Annotated in this window: 11 protein-coding genes; 4 read left to right on the forward strand and 7 right to left on the reverse strand. The window is 69.8% G+C overall.

Going from position 1 to position 16,928, the window contains the following annotated elements; all coding sequences use genetic code 11:
• The first annotated feature begins 2 nt into the window (after nt 1-2).
• Nucleotides 3-1,181 (forward strand): acyl-CoA dehydrogenase family protein, encoded by a 1,179-nt coding sequence (locus ACZ7L1_RS21600; protein WP_471439302.1) that lies wholly within the window; start codon nt 3-5, stop codon nt 1,179-1,181.
• A 323-nt stretch (nt 1,182-1,504) separates the two neighbouring features.
• Here ACZ7L1_RS21600 and ACZ7L1_RS21605 read toward each other — a convergent pair whose 3' ends face one another.
• Both ACZ7L1_RS21605 and ACZ7L1_RS21610 read right to left on the reverse strand, forming a co-directional pair.
• A complete protein-coding gene (locus tag ACZ7L1_RS21605) occupies nt 1,505-2,680 on the reverse strand; it encodes a glutathione-independent formaldehyde dehydrogenase (protein ID WP_471439304.1) in 1,176 nt (391 codons plus the stop codon).
• 297 nt (nt 2,681-2,977) lie between these two features.
• Nucleotides 2,978-4,099, reverse strand: a complete 1,122-nt coding sequence (locus ACZ7L1_RS21610; RefSeq protein WP_471439306.1) for a hypothetical protein — start codon at nt 4,097-4,099, stop codon at nt 2,978-2,980.
• Between the two features lie 574 nt (nt 4,100-4,673).
• Between ACZ7L1_RS21610 and uvrA the strand changes: the two genes are divergently transcribed.
• Together uvrA and ACZ7L1_RS21620 are read left to right on the forward strand one after the other, a co-directional pair.
• Entirely contained in the window at nt 4,674-7,142 is a 2,469-nt protein-coding gene (gene uvrA, locus ACZ7L1_RS21615) for an excinuclease ABC subunit UvrA (RefSeq protein WP_471439307.1), read from the forward strand.
• Between the two features lie 549 nt (nt 7,143-7,691).
• Complete coding sequence (locus ACZ7L1_RS21620) at nt 7,692-7,823, forward strand: hypothetical protein (protein WP_471439308.1); 132 nt, start codon at nt 7,692-7,694, stop codon at nt 7,821-7,823.
• Between the two features lie 36 nt (nt 7,824-7,859).
• Here ACZ7L1_RS21620 and ACZ7L1_RS21625 read toward each other — a convergent pair whose 3' ends face one another.
• Both ACZ7L1_RS21625 and ACZ7L1_RS21630 read right to left on the reverse strand, forming a co-directional pair.
• A complete protein-coding gene (locus ACZ7L1_RS21625) occupies nt 7,860-10,241 on the reverse strand; it encodes an ATP-binding SpoIIE family protein phosphatase (RefSeq protein WP_471439474.1) in 2,382 nt (793 codons plus the stop codon).
• Between the two features lie 149 nt (nt 10,242-10,390).
• Nucleotides 10,391-12,862, reverse strand: a complete 2,472-nt coding sequence (locus ACZ7L1_RS21630) for a SpoIIE family protein phosphatase (protein ID WP_471439310.1) — start codon at nt 12,860-12,862, stop codon at nt 10,391-10,393.
• Nucleotides 12,863-13,175: 313 nt separating this feature from the next.
• Between ACZ7L1_RS21630 and ACZ7L1_RS21635 the strand changes: the two genes are divergently transcribed.
• Entirely contained in the window at nt 13,176-13,811 is a 636-nt protein-coding gene (locus ACZ7L1_RS21635) for a TetR/AcrR family transcriptional regulator (RefSeq protein ID WP_471439311.1), read from the forward strand.
• A 149-nt stretch (nt 13,812-13,960) separates the two neighbouring features.
• Here ACZ7L1_RS21635 and ACZ7L1_RS21640 read toward each other — a convergent pair whose 3' ends face one another.
• From ACZ7L1_RS21640 to ACZ7L1_RS21650, 3 genes are read right to left on the reverse strand one after another with little or no spacing between them, the layout of a single operon-like run.
• Nucleotides 13,961-15,148, reverse strand: a complete 1,188-nt coding sequence (locus ACZ7L1_RS21640; RefSeq protein ID WP_471439313.1) for a cytochrome P450 — start codon at nt 15,146-15,148, stop codon at nt 13,961-13,963.
• Between the two features lie 29 nt (nt 15,149-15,177).
• Nucleotides 15,178-16,545: an NAD(P)/FAD-dependent oxidoreductase gene (locus ACZ7L1_RS21645; RefSeq protein WP_471439476.1), complete on the reverse strand. Its 1,368-nt coding sequence runs from the start codon at nt 16,543-16,545 to the stop codon at nt 15,178-15,180.
• On the reverse strand, nt 16,535-16,744 hold the full coding sequence (locus ACZ7L1_RS21650) for a ferredoxin (protein WP_471439315.1): 210 nt from the start codon (nt 16,742-16,744) through the stop codon (nt 16,535-16,537). The genes ACZ7L1_RS21645 and ACZ7L1_RS21650 overlap by 11 nt, the downstream gene beginning before the upstream one ends.
• Between the last annotated feature and the right edge of the window lie 184 nt (nt 16,745-16,928).

Here is a 16,928-nt window from a genome sequence, read left to right on the forward strand (position 1 = left end):
CCGTGCATCTCGACTACACGCCCGAGCAGCAGCGGCTGCGCAACGAGCTGCGCGCGTACTTCGCGCGGCTGGTGCCCGAGGGCGCCTACGCCCGGCACACCGGCCCGGCGGCGCAGAAGCGGTTCTACCGCGCCACCATCCGCCGTCTCGGCAGTGACGGCTGGTTGGGCGTGGGCTGGCCGAAGGAATACGGCGGGCGTGGGATGACCGCCATGGAGCAGTTCATCTTCTTCGACGAGGCCGCCCAGGCGGGAGTCCCGCTGCCGCTGATGGCGCTCAACACGGTCGGTCCGACGCTCATGCGGTTCGGCACGGACGAGCAGAAGGACTACTTCCTGCCGAGGATCCTCTCCGGGGAGATCGACTTCGCGATCGGCTACAGCGAGCCCGGCGCCGGGACCGACCTCGCCTCGCTGAAGACCCGCGCGGTCCGCGAGGGCGACGCGTACGTCGTCAACGGGCAGAAGATCTGGACGACCAACGGCGACACCGCCGACTGGGTGTGGCTGGCCGTACGCACCGACCCCGAGGCCCCGCCCCACAAGGGCATCACCATGCTGCTCGTGCCGACCAGTGCCCCCGGCTACTCCTGCACCCTCATCCGGACGCTCGCCGGGCACGACACCACCGCCGGCTACTACGAGAACGTCCGTGTCCCCGTCTCCCGTCGGGTGGGCGAGGAGAACCACGGCTGGCGGCTGATCACCAACCAGCTCAACCACGAGCGCGTCACCCTCGCCGCCCACGGCACCATGGCCATCCGCGCCCTGCACGACGTGCAGCGCTGGGCCATGGAGACCAAGCTCACCGACGGCCGCCGGGTGATCGACCTGCCCTGGGTGCGCCGCCGCCTGGCCCTGACGCACACGAAGCTGGACGCGATGAAGCTGCTGAACTGGCAGATGGTGAGCGCCGTGGAGGACGGCACGCTCACCCCGCAGGACGCCTCCGCGGTCAAGGTCTACGGCTCCGAGGTCCGCCGTGACGCCTACGCGTGGCTGATGGAGGTCGTGGCGGCCGCGGGGCCGCTGAAGGAGGGCTCGGCGGGCGCCGCGCTCCACGGCGAGTTGGAGCGCGGCTACCGCTCTGCGGTGATCTTCACCTTCGGCGGCGGGAACAACGAGATCCAGCGAGAGATCATCTCCTGGATCGGCCTCGGCATGCCCCGCGTGCGCAGGTGACGGTTGTGAACCAAGCATTTTGGTTGGCACTTTAAGCTGGATAAATGGCATCGGCTCGGACGGTCGGTGATGCCCTACCGGGTCGCGTCGGCCTGGTTGAGGTGCGGCAGCCGTCGGGCAAGGAAGCCTCCCACACGGCCCGCTGGCTGGCTGGCGGCCGCAGCCGCTGGACGGGGTGCTGCCCCTGCGGACACTGCTGAGCGTCCGCCGTCCGTCCTCCGGGCCGGAGCGGGCAATCGTTGTTGGTTCAGGTCCGGCCGGTGCGCGGCCATTGCCCCCGGACCGGTCCGGGGGAAACAGGGGGCACGGCGGTCCCCGGTCTCTTACCGCTTGTGGCCGTTGCCGTGTCCGTCGGGGTGCAGGACGACCTTGGTCCAGCCCTCGTCACGGGCGTCGAAGTGCTCGTAGGCGGTGGGGGCCTCGTCCAGGCTGAGCTCGTGGGAGACGACGAAACTCGGCTTCGCCTTCCCGCCGACGATCAGATCCCGCAGCGCCCGGTTGTACTTCTTCACCGGCGCCTGCCCGGTTCCCATGCGCTGGCCCTTGAACCACATCATGCCGAAATCGATCGGGACCTTGCCCTGCGCCTCCAGCTCGCCCTGGGCCTCCGCGCCGCCGGGGTCCTGGGGCAGGAACACGCCCACCACGCCGATGTCTCCCGTGAACCTGACCGAGTCGATCAGGCCGTTGAGCGTGAGGCTGGCGTCCTCGTGTCCCTGGGGGTCGTGTGCCTGGTAGCCGACGCATTCGCAGCCGTTGTCGGCGCCCAGACCGAGGGTGGCCTCCTTGACGACCTCCGCCGGGTTCTGCTCGGCGGTGTTGATCGGAATGGCCCCGATCTCCTCCGCCTTGCGCAGCCGGTCGGGCTGGTGGTCGGCCGTCCAGACGCGGCCGGCGCCCTTGAGGAGGGCGGAGTAGGTCGCCATGAGCCCGACGGGACCGGCCCCGAAGACGATGGTCTGGTCGCCCGGTTTGACGTGGGCCATCTCGGTGGCGTGATAGCCGGTGGGGAGGATGTCGGCGAGCATCACGTAGTCGGTCTGCCGTTCGGCGGCGTCCTCGCCCAGACGCAGCGCGTTGAAGTCGCCGTAGGGCACGCGCAGCAGCTCCGCCTGGCCGCCCTGGTAGGGGCCCATGTCGGCGAATCCGTAGGCGGCTCCGGCGAGGGCCGGTTCCGGCTGCATGGTCAGGCAGTAGTTGGTCAGACCCTGCTCGCACTGCTTGCAGAAGCCGCAGGCGATGTTGAAGGGCAGGACCACATACTCGCCCACCTGGACCTTGCGGACGGCCGAGCCGACCTCCACCACCTGGCCCATGTTCTCGTGTCCCAGGGTGCGGCCGGACTCGAACGAGGTGCGGCCCTCGTACATGTGCAGGTCCGAACCGCAGATGTTGGTGGTGGTGATCTTGACGATGATGTCGCAGGGGTGTTCGATCTTCGCGTCCGGTACGTCCTTCACTGTGACCGTTCGCGGTCCTTCGTATACCGCTGCTTTCATGAGGACTTCCCTTGATGTCGCGGCATGGCGGTGATGGAGAGGACGCAAAGAGCCTGACTCTCGGAAATGCTGCGACGGGGTCCGGGGCTCCGGCACGCCTCTGGGGGCCGTTCACCTGGATCAGATGGAACGGTCATTCGGCGCCGACCCGCCAGGCGGAGCTTCGGCGCTCCGGCGGCGTTCCGTCCGGGTCCCCGTCGGCCCCCGAGGCGAAACAACCACGTACCGACCGATCAGCGGAGTCTCCGGACCGGGACGACCACCGACCGACGGCACATCTCCGACTGAGGTCACCCGCTAGTCACCGTGCTCGTCCTGCAGCACGCTGCGACGCTCCTGTTCGCGCTTGGAGTAGGCGGCTGCCCGGATCGCCTCGTCGCTCTCCAAGCCTGATCCCAGCGCGCCGCCCACCGTGGCGACCGAAGCGACGAACCAGGACAACGTCCAGTACTCCGTGGCGTGCAGCGGTGTTCGTGTCGTGGAAGCGAACAGCCGGTCGTTGAGGATGAACAGCGCCCACACCAGGTTGATGACCACCAAACCCCCGTAGCAGACGATCACCCCGAGACCCACGGTCACGATCGTCGAGGCGTTGTAGAGAGCCGCCCTCTTCCTCGCCTCCGGCGAAACCTCATCCGTTCGATGCCACAGGTTCGCGTCCACGATCAGCCAGCCGGTCATGAGGGCGACAGACCCGACCATGGCGATCACCAGACGTGGCGTGCTCAGGGAGGTGGCCAGGTTCCAGATGGTGGAGTTCACGGTGGCGACTGCTCCCGTGGCGAGTGCGGCCGCCAGGGCTTTCGACAACCCCGGCACCAAGCGCCACGGCCGGTTGGCGCGGACCATACCGCCGAGCACCCTCAGATAACCGCGCGGCCCACTGACGACGTACCGCAGATCGGCGATCTCCTCCTCACCGATCCGGCCCGGATGGATAGGTGTGAGACGACCGATGAAGGGCCCCCGCAGCGGCTGACTTCCCGGAGGCCCCTCAGCCCCCGTGGCCTGCAGGCCCGCCAAGCTGAGCACGGCTTCTTCCACGGCCTGCCGGGCCCTGGTCTGCAGCCGGAAGCCTCCCAGCGACGGAAGGGACAGCAGCGCCAAGCCGTGTTCGTGACTCAGATCCACCACGAGCTCGCGCCCGTGCGAGTGCAGCGGAAGGTCGGTGAGGGCTACGACGATGTCCCAACTCGCCGCGCGCCCGCGGTCGATGATCCGGCGCGTCAACGTGGACAGGTCCTCGGTCCCTGCTGTGAAGGGCTCACTGACCACCTCGACGTCGAACCGTCGCCTCTGGCCCGACCTGTCGGCGAGCCGATCAGGAAGCATCTGGGCCATGCGCTGCGCGATCTCCGTCGGCGCATCCGGATCCGCCAGAAGAGCCACGACCGTAACGTCCTGAGACGACACCCGCATGACTCCTTCTCGTCGGCTGCCCCCGGGATCGCACGTGGCCACAGGATGCTCCCGAGGTAACGCCGACGCCGCGTGACACGCTGGCCCCTGCCAGCAGGTGCAGGCGGTACGGTCGGATCTCCTCGACCTCCCCCGTGCGGGACCTGTCCCACCACCGGGCCACACGGTTGCGTGCGCCACCACGAGCACCAGCTCCGCGCCACCCCGGGCGGCACCGCACGTCGCGCCACCGGACACCCCGCTTCGGTGTCCTGCCCGGAAGTGCGCAGGCAGGGGGCAGGCGAAGGCCCCGACTGGTTCGGGGAGTCCCCAGCCGGGGCAGAGAGTGGGCGCGAAGGGCGGTCGCCTCGCGGCGGGGGCTCCATAAGGCTTCAGCCGAACGATCGTCCTCATGGGCAAAGGGTGAGGCCCGGGGACACAGTTCCCTTCACGCCCACATACGGATCAACGGGGACGCACTCTCGAATGTTCCCTGGAGCGTCTCATACCGGGATTTCTCCGGGCGCTCGTGTGAACGGGGCCCGGTGACGGCGCCTGTCGCGCGGTTCGCGGCGCGATCAGGTAATCAGGAACGGTGAACAAGGACGCGACCGACCCCTTTGTGCATGTCCGGGGCGCCGGTGAGAACAACCTGCGGAACATCGATGTCGACGTTCCGCGGGACGCGATGGTCGCCTTCACCGGCGTCTCCGGTTCGGGCAAGTCCTCGCTCGCGTTCGGCACGCTCTACGCGGAGGCCCAGCGGCGCTACTTCGAGTCCGTGGCACCGTACGCCCGCAGGCTGTTGCAACAGGTCGGTGCACCGCACGTACAGGAGATCACCGGACTGCCACCGGCCGTGGCCCTGCAGCAGCGACGCGGCTCGCCCAGCTCGCGCTCGACGGTCGGCACCCTCACCACGCTGTCCAATCTGCTGCGCATGCTGTACTCCCGCGCCGGCACCTATCCGCCCGGGGCCGCACGGCTGGAAGCCGAGTCGTTCTCACCCAACACCGCGGCCGGCGCCTGCCCGGAGTGCCACGGACTGGGTGTCGTGCACGACGTCGCCGAGGACCTGCTCGTCCCGGACCCCTCGCTGAGCATCCGCGAGGGGGCGATCGCCGCCTGGCCGGGCGCCTGGCAGGGCGCCAACCTGCGCAGTGTCGTGAGCGGCCTGGGGATCGACATCGACCGGCCGTGGCGCAGGCTCAGGAAGAAGGACCGGAACTGGCTGCTGTACACGGACGAACAGCCCTCCGTGTACATCGAGCCGGAGGAGGACCGCGTCGACTACGGCTACCAGGGCAAATTCTGGAGCGCCCGCAAGCACGTCATGCACGTCCTCGCCGACTCCAAGAGCGAGAAGATGCGCGAACGGGCGCTCCGGTTCGTCAGGAGTGTGCCCTGCCCCGCCTGTCACGGCAGCGGACTGCGGCCCGAGGCGCTCGCCGTGACCTTCGCCGGACGTTCCATCGCCGAGATCAACGCGATGCCGCTCACCGAGGTCGTGGCGCTGCTGCGGCCCGTCGCGGCGCGCTCCGAGGCCGACGCCACCACGTCGACCGCCCGATCCGGGGAGACGACCGAGGTCGCGGTCCGGATCTGCGGCGATGTGGTCGCGCGGGTCGACGTACTGCTCGACCTGGGCCTCGGGTATCTCAGCCTCGGGCGCCGCTCGACGACCCTGTCGCCCGGCGAGGCGCAGCGCCTGCGGATCGCCACCCAGCTGCGCTCGGGGCTGTTCGGCGTCGTCTACGTCCTCGACGAACCCTCCGCGGGCCTGCACCCGGCTGACGCGGAACCGCTGTTGGACGTGCTGGACCGCCTCAAGGCGGCGGGCAACTCGCTGTTCGTCGTGGAGCACGACATGGACGTCGTACGGCGTTCGGACTGGATGGTCGACATCGGCCCCGGTGCGGGCGAGGGCGGCGGACGCGTGCTGTACAGCGGCCCGGTCGCCGGTCTTGAGCGGGTCGGGGAGTCGGCCACGAGCCAGTACCTGTTCGGGCGCGCCCAGCCGCTCGATCACCGCCCGCGTACCCCGCACGGTTGGCTGCACCTGCGCGGTGTCTCTCGCAACAATCTGCACGACGTGTCCGTCGACATACCGCTCTGCGTGCTGACGGCGGTGACGGGCGTGTCCGGTTCCGGAAAGTCGACGCTGGTGACGCAGGTGCTCGCCGAGGTCGTCCGCGGCCACCTCGGACTCGTACCCGAGGAACCCGACGAGGCGCAGCTGGAGGTCGACGTCCAGGACGCGTCGGGAGTCGAGTCGTTCGACCGGCTGGTCCGGGTCGACCAACGGCCCATCGGCCGAACCCCCCGGTCCAACTTGGCCACGTACACCGGGATGTTCGACGCGGTGCGCAAGCTGTACGCGGCGACGGACGAAGCCAGGGCGCGCGGCTACTCGGCCGGGCGGTTCTCCTTCAACGTGCCCGAAGGGCGGTGCGAGACCTGCCAGGGCGAAGGATTCGTCGCGGTGGAACTACTGTTCCTGCCCGGCACCTACGCGCCGTGCCCGACCTGCGAAGGCGCCCGGTACAAGGCCGAAACGCTGGAAGTCACCTACCGCGGCAAGAACATCGCGGAAGTACTGGCGCTGTCCGTCGACGCCGCCGCCAAGTTCCTGTCCGCCCTCCCGGCCGCCTCCCGCAGTCTGGAGACGTTGCGCGAGGTGGGACTGGGGTACCTGCGGCTGGGCCAGCCCGCGACGGAACTCAGCGGCGGTGAGGCGCAACGCATCAAACTGGCCACGGAACTGCAGCGAGCCCGCCGCGGGCACGCGCTCTACCTGCTCGACGAGCCGACGGCGGGGCTGCACCCCTCGGACATCGCGCTGCTGCTGCGACAGTTGCACCGGCTCGTCGACGCCGGCAACACGGTCGTCCTCGTCGAGCACGACCTGGACACGATCGCCACCGCCGACTGGGTCATCGACCTCGGTCCGGGCGGCGGCGACGCGGGCGGGCGGGTGGTCGTGGCGGGTCCGCCGGCCAAGGTGGCGAGGGCCCGCCGCAGCGCCACCGCACCCTATCTCGCGGCCCGGCTCGCGCGCTCCTGACGACAGAATCGCGATCGCGAATCCCCGGGCACCTGGCGCGACCCGGTGGCCGCGTGTCTCGCGCACCAGCGCGGTGCGCTCGGACTCGGCATGAAATCGCCGGAGGATCGCATGACACTCTCTCTGCCCCCGACCGGTTGCGGGGTCGCTGTGCGCGGCGATGTGGATGTTCATCAACTGCGAGTGCGCGTCTTCGCCGGCTGCCCGCGCTCCGCGGCCTGCGCGTAGTGCCCAGTCCGCGGCGCGCCGCGACCCCGACGTGTCGGGGCCGACGCCATGCGTCCGTCCCGGCCCGCCAGGGCCGTTCGTGCGGCGGCCGCGGGAGAAAGTGCGCACCGGGCTGGCGTCGATGCCGATGGACACTTCCGCCAGCTCACTCAACAGGCTGTGAAGGGGCCGCACCGAGTCGTCGAGGAGGAACTCGGTGAAGGGTCAGCTCGAGCACCGGTCGAGCCGGAACAACTACTCGACTTCATGGATGGCTATTGGGGTGGATGGCTGCCGGATGGAGAGATCTCGCTCGAATGAGATTTGTCCGCGACTTGCTGCTTGAACCCCAACGGTCAGTTCGAGGGGAAGGCCGCTGGCGAGGTCTTCAACGGCAAGGGCAAGACGGACATCCTCGTCCGCGTCGAGGACCGCCTCCTACCGGTCGCGCTTCTGACCCTGCCGAGGTCCTGAGCCCGCGACGCCACGTGCTGAACGAACCACCCCAGGTCAGTGGGGACACTCGATGAGCTGTTCGGACCAGATCGTCTTGCGGTTCTGGCCATGGCGGCAGCCCCATCGGCCGCCGAGTTGGGCGACGAGGAACAGGCCGCGTCCTCCCTCGTCGGTGGTGTGGGCACGTCGTAGGCGGGGCTGGGTGCTGCTGGAGTCGGTGACCTCGCAGATCAGAACGTTGTGGCGGATCAGACGCAGGTCCGCCGGCGGACGACCGTAGCGGATGGCGTTCGTCACCAGTTCGCTGACGATCAGTTCGGTGGTGAAGAGGTGGTCTTCCAGACCCCACGTGGTGAGTTGGCGGGCTGTCCATTCCCGGGCCTCGGAGACGGCGGCCGGATCCGCCGGGATCTCCCAGTGAGCGGTGTCCTCCGCCGGCACGGCGCGGGTGCGGGCCAGCAGCAGGGTCTCGTCGTCGCGCCGCGTCCGGCACCGCAGCTCGGAGAGGAGGGCCCGGCCGGTTTCGTCCAGAGCACGGTCCGGGCGGCAGGAGGCGGCAAGGGCGTCCGCCAGGCACTGGAGACCTTGGTCGATGTCGCGGTCGCTCCGTTGGATCAGGCCGTCGGTGCAGAGCGCGAGGACGCTGCCCGCCTCGATCTCGATCGTGGTCGTCTCGTACGGCATGCCGCCGACCGCGAGCGGCGGCCCCGGGCGCACTTCGACGGCCTCGGCGGTCCCGTCGAGGTGGACCAGGACCGGCGGCGGGTGCCCGGCACTGGCCATGGTGCAGCGTCGGGTGACCGGGTCGTAGACCGAGTAGAGGCACGTGGCGCCGACTACGTCGTGGTGGTCGGGCGGGGCTTCGGCCACGAGGCGCTGGACCAGGTCCGCGATCCGGGTGAGCAGCTCGTCCGGTTCGAGTTCGAGGTCGGCGAGGGTCTGTACGGCGGTGCGCAGACGGCCCATGGTGGCGGTTGCGGGCATGCCGTGGCCGATCACGTCCCCGGCGACGAGGGCCAGCCGGAGAGAAGGCAGGGCGATGGCGTCGTACCAGTCGCCACGGATTTCCGCTCCGCCGCCTGCGGGCACATAGATACCGGCGGTCTCGGCGGCCGGGGTGTCGGTCGTGGCCGGCGGAAGAAGGCGCTGCTGCAGCGCCACGGCCGCTCGGTGCTCGCGCGTGTAACGGCGGGCGTTGTCGACGGCGAGCGCAGCCCCCGAGGCGATCTGCGTCATGAGATCCGCCTCGTCCTCGGTGAACGGTTCGGACCGGCCACAGCGCCAGATCGATATGCCGCCGAGCGTGAGACCACGGGCGTGCAAGGGTGCCACCAGCACCGAATGGCCTCCCTGCGGGATGACGAATTCGCCCAGCCGCCGATCGCTGAGCGCAGCACCGTAGTCGCCGGCGCGGAGGACGAGGGTCTCGCCCTGCTGGAAGTCGCGCAGGAGTGGGTGGTCGGGAAACGGCGGGAAGAGGTCGCCGCGCTCCGTGCGGGCAGTCCACATTGTGGCGGCCGGTGCCAGGGCCGCGGTGCGCAGACCAAGATCTCCACCGCCCAGCTGCTTCAGGGGCTCCTCCCCGTCGAACACGCACTGTGCGAGGTCGACGGTGACGAGGTCCCCGAAACCAGGCACGAGTACGTCCGCGAGCGCTCGTGCGGTGCGCACGACATCCAGGGAACTTCCCACACGCTCGGCCACTTCACGGGTGAGGTCCAGATGACGGCGAGCCCGTGCATGGGGGCTGTCGACGTACAGGGCCGCGACCCCTGTGGGGCGTCCTCGCGCGTCCTCCAGACGGAAGGCGGACAGCGACAGGGCCCGCCGCCGCTCCGGATCGTGCCGCCAGCTCACGTGCTGGCTCCTGCGGATCACGGAGTCGCCCGTCTCCAGCACCTGGCGCAGTACCGCCTCGAGGTTCTCGGCGTCCTCGGCGCAGAGCACATCGCACAGTCGAGTGCCGGGCTGTACTCGACGGCCGTCGGGAGTGTCCGGCGTGCCGTTCGTCTGCACCGTGGTCAGATCCGTGTCGTGCAGGGCGATCGTGACCCCGTTCTGTGAAGACAGTGCGCGAAGGAGTGCTGCGCCCTGCTCGTGGTGGACGACGTGGTCTGCGCGCGCCGCCAGGACAAGGAACTCCGCAGGGCCTTCCATCGCAGAGATCCGGAAGGTGACATCGATGCTGTCGCCGGACCGGTGCCGCAGCCGCGCGTGGCCGGATGCCGGCATTTCCGTGGCGGTGCGCAGTTCGTCGGGGAGTTCGGTCACCAGGTCCTGTACTGGGCGGCCGCACACCTCTTCGGCCGGGTACCCCGTCAGGTGCTTCGCCGTCCCGGTCCACCGCAGCACCCTGCCCCGATGATCGAGCACGGCGGCTGCCACGCCGTCGAACGGGTCCGGCCTGCCGTTCGAGCCAGGGCCGGACAGGGGCATCGGGCCTTGGACGCCATGTGGCGATGTGCTGTTCTTGACGTGTTTGGTGCCCATGTTCGTACCTTCTTTGTCGTAGGCCGTCCCGACGGGAGATCGGCAACCTGGGCGGTTACCTCCCGGCCGGGAGGCTGGTGCCGCCGCTCGAAGCGTCACCGTGCGGCGGCTGTGGAGGGCAGGTCCTGTTCGGCCCAGACGACCTTGCCGTCCGATGCGGAGCGGGAGCCCCACCTGCGGGACAGGTGAGCGATGAGGAAGAGGCCGCGGCCGTTCTCGTCGAGGGTGCCCGGATGCCGCGGGCGTGGATGGCTGGTGCTGGTGTCGGAGACCTCGCAGGTCAGGACCTGGTGCTGGATGAGCCGTAGGTGGATCGGCCCGGCGCCGTAGCGGATGGCGTTGGTGACCAGTTCACTGACGATCAGCTCCACGGTGGCCTTGAGATGCTCCATCCCCCATGCGCTGAGCTGACGGGCGGCCAGGTGCCGTGCGGTGCGGACGGCGGCCGGCTCGTTCGGCAGGTCCCAGGACGCTACCCAGGTCGGTTGAAGTGCACGGGTCCGCGCGAGGAGCAAGGTGACGTCGTCGGAGTGTGTCCGGGCCGGCAAGGTGTCGACCACTTCAGAGCACAGGTCCTCCAGGGAACGGCCGGACTGTGCCAAGACCGCGCCAAGGCGGTTCATGCCGACATCGAGGTCGTCGTCGCGGGACTCGACCAAGCCGTCGGTGTAGAACGCGAGGACGCTTCCCTCGGGCAGTTCCAGTTCCACCGACTCGAAGGCGAGCACCCCGAGGCCGAGGCCGAGCGGGGTTCCGGCGGGCATGTCGGGGAAGGCGACCTGGCCCCGCGGGTCGATGATCGCCGGCGGGGGGTGCCCGGCCCGCGCCATCGCGCACCGCCGGGTGACCGGGTCGTAGACGGCGTACAGACAGGTGGCGCCCACCACCGCCGGGACCTGGTCCGGGTCCTCGTCGTCGACCCCGTTCTCGTCGTTCAGCCGCTGGACCGTGTCGTCGAGGTGCGCCAGCAGTTCGTCGGGAGGCAGGTCCAGGTCCGCCAGCGTGCGCACGGCGGTGCGGAGCCTGCCCATGGTCGCCGCGGCGTTGATGCCGTGTCCGACCACATCGCCGACGACCAGGGCCACCCGAGCGCCGGACAGCTCGATCACATCGAACCAGTCACCCCCCACGCCGTGGTCCATGTCGGCGGGCACGTAGCGCGAGGCCACCTCGATTGCGGCGCCGCCCCGCACACGGTGGGGGAGCAGGTCGCGCTGGAGCGTGAGGGCCGCGGCGCGTTCGCGCGCGTACTGCAGAGCGTTGTCCAGGCTGAGCGCGGCCCGGGTGACGAGCTCCTCGGCGAGCAGCAGGTCGTCCTCCTGGAACGGCTTCGGCTCCTCGGAGCGGCCGAAAACCGCCAGACCCAGCACGCAGCGCCGCGCACGGATGGGTACGACCATCAACGAGTGGACCCCGCTGTCACGAACCTTCTGCGCCCGCGCCGGGTCGTGGTGGACCCAGGGGCCGAGACGGGGTTCCATGTCCAGCACCGGTACCAGGTGAGACCTGCCCGTGTGCAGCACGTCGGCGAAGGGCGAGGCCGGGTGGACGTGGACCGACTCCTCGCGTGCCCAAGGCAGTTCCAGAACGCTCGGCTCCGCGGAGGCCAGACCGGCACGGCGCAGCGCAGGAGGGCGGTTCCCCGCGCCGATCCGCGCCGAGGACTCCAGGGCGAACGGAACCGACTCCACCAGGTCGACGAGGGCGTGGTCGGCCAGCAGCGGCACGGTGAGATCGGCCAGTTCCTGCCCGGTCTGCATGACGTCGAGGGTGCTGCCGATGCGCGTGCTGGCTTCGCTGAGGATGGCAAGGCGCTCGCGTGCCCGTCGGTTTCCGGTGACGTCCACGCTCATGGAGCACACCCCCAGTGGCTCGCCGTCGGCGTCCTGGAGGCAGAAGAAGGAGGCTGAGAACACGTGCTCCCGGCGCCGATCGGTCGGCGGCCACGCCCGGTACTCGTGGACCATGGTGGTGCCACTCTCCAGCACCTGCCGCATCACCACCTCGAGCGCTCCGGCCTCGAAGCCGGGCAGCGAATCCTTCAGGCGGCAGCCGAACCGTCGGTCACGAGGAATGCCGTCGTGGAGCTCCATGGCGTCGTTCACCCACATGCAGCGCAGCTGCGGGTCACGGATGGCGATGCCGATCGGCGCGTGGGTGAGCAGCGACTCGCGAAGCAACCCGTTCATCGCTCCCGAGGAGAGCGCGCCGATGTCGGTCACCGATACCAGCCAGCGAAGGCTTTCGTTCTCTCCCCACAGCAGCGAGCCCCGCAGAGTCAATGTGAGCGTGTGGCCGTCGCGGTGGCGGACCGTCTGGGTGCCGGACCAGCCACCCTGGACACGGCACTGATCGGCGAGCGCTCTGGCCTTCAGAGCGTCCTCGGAGGACCGCAATACGTGTGCCGCGGGCCGGCCCACCACCTCCCTGGCCGAGTACCCGACCAGCTGCTCGGCGGCCTGCGTCCATCCGACCACCGTCCCCTCGGCATCGAGCATGGCTATCGCCGCGTCGGGCGTCTCGCTCGCGTTCGCCGGCTCGGCGACTTCCGATTGATTGCTCTTCAACTGCGTTCATCCCTTCCGGTGTGCAGGTGCCGGGAAGTGCTGGGCGTGGGGAGTGGCCTGCCGACCAGGGGGCGCAATATGCCCATATCGGTGGTAAGGCCCGCCAGCACGGCATATCCGGGCGTGTTACGTTATTTCTGATGAAAGCATCAGCCATGACAGCTTCATCGTCAAGAGAGCCACAGAAGTGATCAGACGATCAGATATGTGTAACGGGTTGTCTGGGCACCTGAGCAGGGGCGTCGGCCAGGGTCGATGGCCGGGCTCGTCAACGCGAAGATGAAATCATCAGAACTGCTGCTATCTACGGTGCATGCCGATGTCAGTTCCACTCAGCAATCGATTCGAACGCCGTCGTACCGAGACCCGGCAGGCACTCGTCCGCGCCGCGCGGCAGATCCTGGCCGAGTCCGGCGACACCAGCGCCAGCATCCGGGCCATCGCCGAGCGCGCCGACGTGGGGTTCGGCTCCTTCTACAACCACTTCGGCTCCAAGCCGGACCTGTTCGACGCCGCCGTCGACGATGCGATGGAGGAGTTCGGCCAAGCCATCGACGACCGCCTCCACGGCATCGACGATCCCGCAGAGCGTCTCGCCGGAGGTGTACGGCTCAGCACACGCCTGGCCGAGTCATACCCGGAGATCATGCGGATCCTGTGCCACAGCGAGCTCGGCCGCATATGGGCCGGCAGGGGACTGGCTCCCCGGGCCAGACGCGACGTGGAGCAGGGCATCGTCGCAGGCCGCTTCATCGTCGTCGACCCGGTCATCGCCCTGTCCGCGCTCAACGGCAGCCTGCTGGCGCTTCTGGAGCTGTGGTTCAGCAAGCCCCAGGCCGACATCGACCAGGCCGCCGGCACCATGGCCGAGATGCTCCTGCACATGCTCGGCTTCTCCCTGGACGAGGCCCGCGACGTCGCCCGGGGCCCCCTCCCCGCTGCCGTGTGAAGAGGACCTTGTGCCCGCCCGTCCGCTGACGGGCGTCGACCGCGTACCGCGCGCCGAGCAGCCGAGGCAGTCCGAGTGCGGTGGTCCTCACGCGGGACATGGGTCGGGCCTTCACGCCTGCCTGCCGTCCCGGGTGCCGCCACGCGGATTCATAGTTCGACGGTCAGGTGGCGGGGGCCGCGGAGCATGGCGTTCTGCCGGTACGGAGGCGGGTCCTCGACCAGGCGCGCCGTGCCCAGGCGGGGGATCAGCGCGCCGAGCGCGGCCTGGGCTTCGATGCGCGCCAGCGGTGCGCCGTAGCAGAGATGGATACCGCTGCCGAAGCCGAGGTGCTCGTTGCCCGGTCGGGTCGGGTCGAAGCGGTCGGGGTCCTGGAACCGTTTGGGGTCGCGGTTGCCCGATGCCAGCGCCAGGATGACGGAGGTCCCTTCGGGCAGGGTGGTGCCGGCGACGTCGATGTCGGTGCGGGGGATGCGCTCGCGCATGTGGACCGGGGGCTCGTAGCGCAGCAGTTCCTCGATCGCCCGCGGGAGCAGGTCGGGTTCTTTGTGCAGGTGGTCGAGATGCTCGCGGTGGCGGAGCAGGGTGAGTACGCCGTTGGCGATCAGGTTGACCGTGGTCTCGTGGCCGGCGATCAGCAGCAGCACGCCGGTCTCGGCGAGCTCCTCGTGGGTGAGCCGCAGTGCCGGGTCCGGCTCGTTGATGAATGCGGAGAGCATGTCGTCGCCCGGGTTGCCACGGCGTTGCTCGGCGAGGTTCACCAGGTACTGCCCCATCTCGCTCCGAGCTTGATCGCCCGCGCGGTCCCGCTCGGCGGAGGCCTGGTCTCCGGGCCTGACGTCGGCGGCGGCGACGATCGCGTCGGACCATTCCCGGAACAGCGGCTCGTCCTCGCGCGGCACGCCGAGCAGGCGGCAGATCACCGTGACGGGCAGCGGGTAGGCGAAATCGTCGACGACGTCGAGCTGCCGGCCCGCCTCGAAGCCCTCCATCAGTTCCTCGGTGATCCGGGCGATCTCGCCCCGCATGGCGTCGACCCGGCCCGGGCTGTGCGGCGGGCCGAACGGCCGCATGGCCAGCCTGCGCAGCCTGTGGTGCTCGGGGTCGTCGAGCCGCAGGAACGGCAGTCTCCCGGCCGTCTCGCCACGGCTGCGCGGATCCGCGCTCATCCGCGGGTCGTGGAGCAGAGCGGCGATCTCGTGGTAGGTGCCGATCAGGTAGCTGCCGTCTGCCTGGCGCACCACGGGGCCGGCCTCGCGGAGCTCCGCGTACAGCGGGTAGGGGTTGGGGCGGCTGGCGTAGTCGGTGATCCGTTCCAGGAGGGTGTCGGCGGTCATGATGAAGCTCCTCGGGGGCGGCGGAACGGTCAGCCGGTGGGCGGCACCACGGTCAGCCGGCGGTCCGGCAGGTAACCGGTGAGCGCCACGGTGGGGCCGTGGGACAGCCCCTTCGGGTCCGGAACATCGGAGGGAACCGGGACTTCGGCCGCGAGTGGACGGTCCGTCGCGCCGGGCGCGGGCGGGAACGGGGCGGCGGTCTCGATCAGGTGCGCGTAGTAGTCGAGCGACTTGGCCATGTCGACGGTGACCGCGGCGGTGACCCGCCCCTGGTAGCCGTAGACCAACGCCAGACGGCGCTCTTCGAGCGAACCCTGTGCGATGACCACGTGGTCGGAGAAGGTGGGCACACCCACCGACTTGATGTTGAGCCCGAACTGACTCGACCAGAAGGTGGGGAGGGCGAGGTGCGGACGGCGCAGCGGCCCCGGACTGACCATGTTGTGGGCCGCCACCTCGGCTTGGGCGACCGCGTTGCCCCAGTGCTCCAGTGAGAGCATCTGGTATCCGAACAGCGGGTGTGGGAAGCGGGAGACGTCACCGGCCACGAAGATGTCGTCGGTGACGATTCCGTACATGTTGAAGGCGCGGCACCCGGCGTCGCAGGCGATCCCGCGCGGGCCCGCCGCCAGCCCGGACTCGGCCAGCCACTCCACGTTGCGGATCGCCCCCAGGGCCACGACGCACACGTCCGCCTCGACGCGGCTGCCGTCGGACAGGTCGGCACCGGTGAAGCTGCCGTTCCCGCGCAGGGCGGTGACCGTCGCCCCGGTGCGCAGGTCCACGCCGTGGTTGCGTTGCATGGCGGCCGCGAGCTTCGCCAGGGTGCCGCCGAGCGCGCCCACCAGGGGGGCGGGGCCGCGTTCGGTGACCGTGACCTCAATGCCCCGTTCCCGGCAGGCCGATGCGATCTCCGATCCGGTGAAACCGCCACCGATCACCAGCACGCGCCGCGGCCCCGCAGCCAGCCGAGCGCTCAGCCCCTCGGCGTCATCGCGGGTGCGCACGGTGAACACCCCGTCCAGGGCGGCCTCCTCCGGGTTGGGCCAGGGCCGCGCCCGGGTCCCGGTGGCGATCAGCAGCCGGTCGTACGGCAGTGACTCGCCGCCGTCCAGCACCACCCGCTTCGCGAGCGGGTCCAGCCCGGTGGCGCGTACTCCCAGCCGCCATTCGGCGTCCGGGTCCCGGCGCATCGGCAGCCCGGTGCTGTCCGCCGTCGCCTGGCCGAGCAGCACCTGTTTGGACAGTGGCGGCCGGTCGTAGGGGGGATGGGGCTCATCGCCCACCACGGTCAGGGAGCCGGTGAAGCCCTCCTCGCGCAGCGCCTCCGCGGCCCTCAACCCGGCCAGCGATGCGCCGACGACGACGATACGGCCGTCCCGCAGATCACCGGGCACCACCGCTCACCTCCTCGCCGAGGAGGATCGCCTGGACCGGACACGCTGCCGCGGCTTGGCGTACGCGCTCCAGCTGATCCTCGGGAACGGCTGGGCCGTACAACAATCCCTCCTCCCCGTGCAGCTCGAACACCTCCGGGGCGAGGAAAACGCACTGCGCGTAGCCCTGGCAGCGGGTGAGGTCCACGACGATCTGCATGGCGAGCCACTCCCTGAGTCGTACGGGCTCCCCCTTACCTTTCTACGCCGGTGCCGCATCAGGTGCTCGGTCAGCCGCTGCTCCCGGATTCCCGCCTGCCGGCGGTCCATGGCCTAGCGGCGTGCAGCAGCGGGCCTGCACGGCTCCGCCTATCATGCAAAGGGGCGGACGACTCCGCGGAGCG

It is taken from the genome of Streptomyces sp. NPDC107546, from assembly GCF_055639175.1.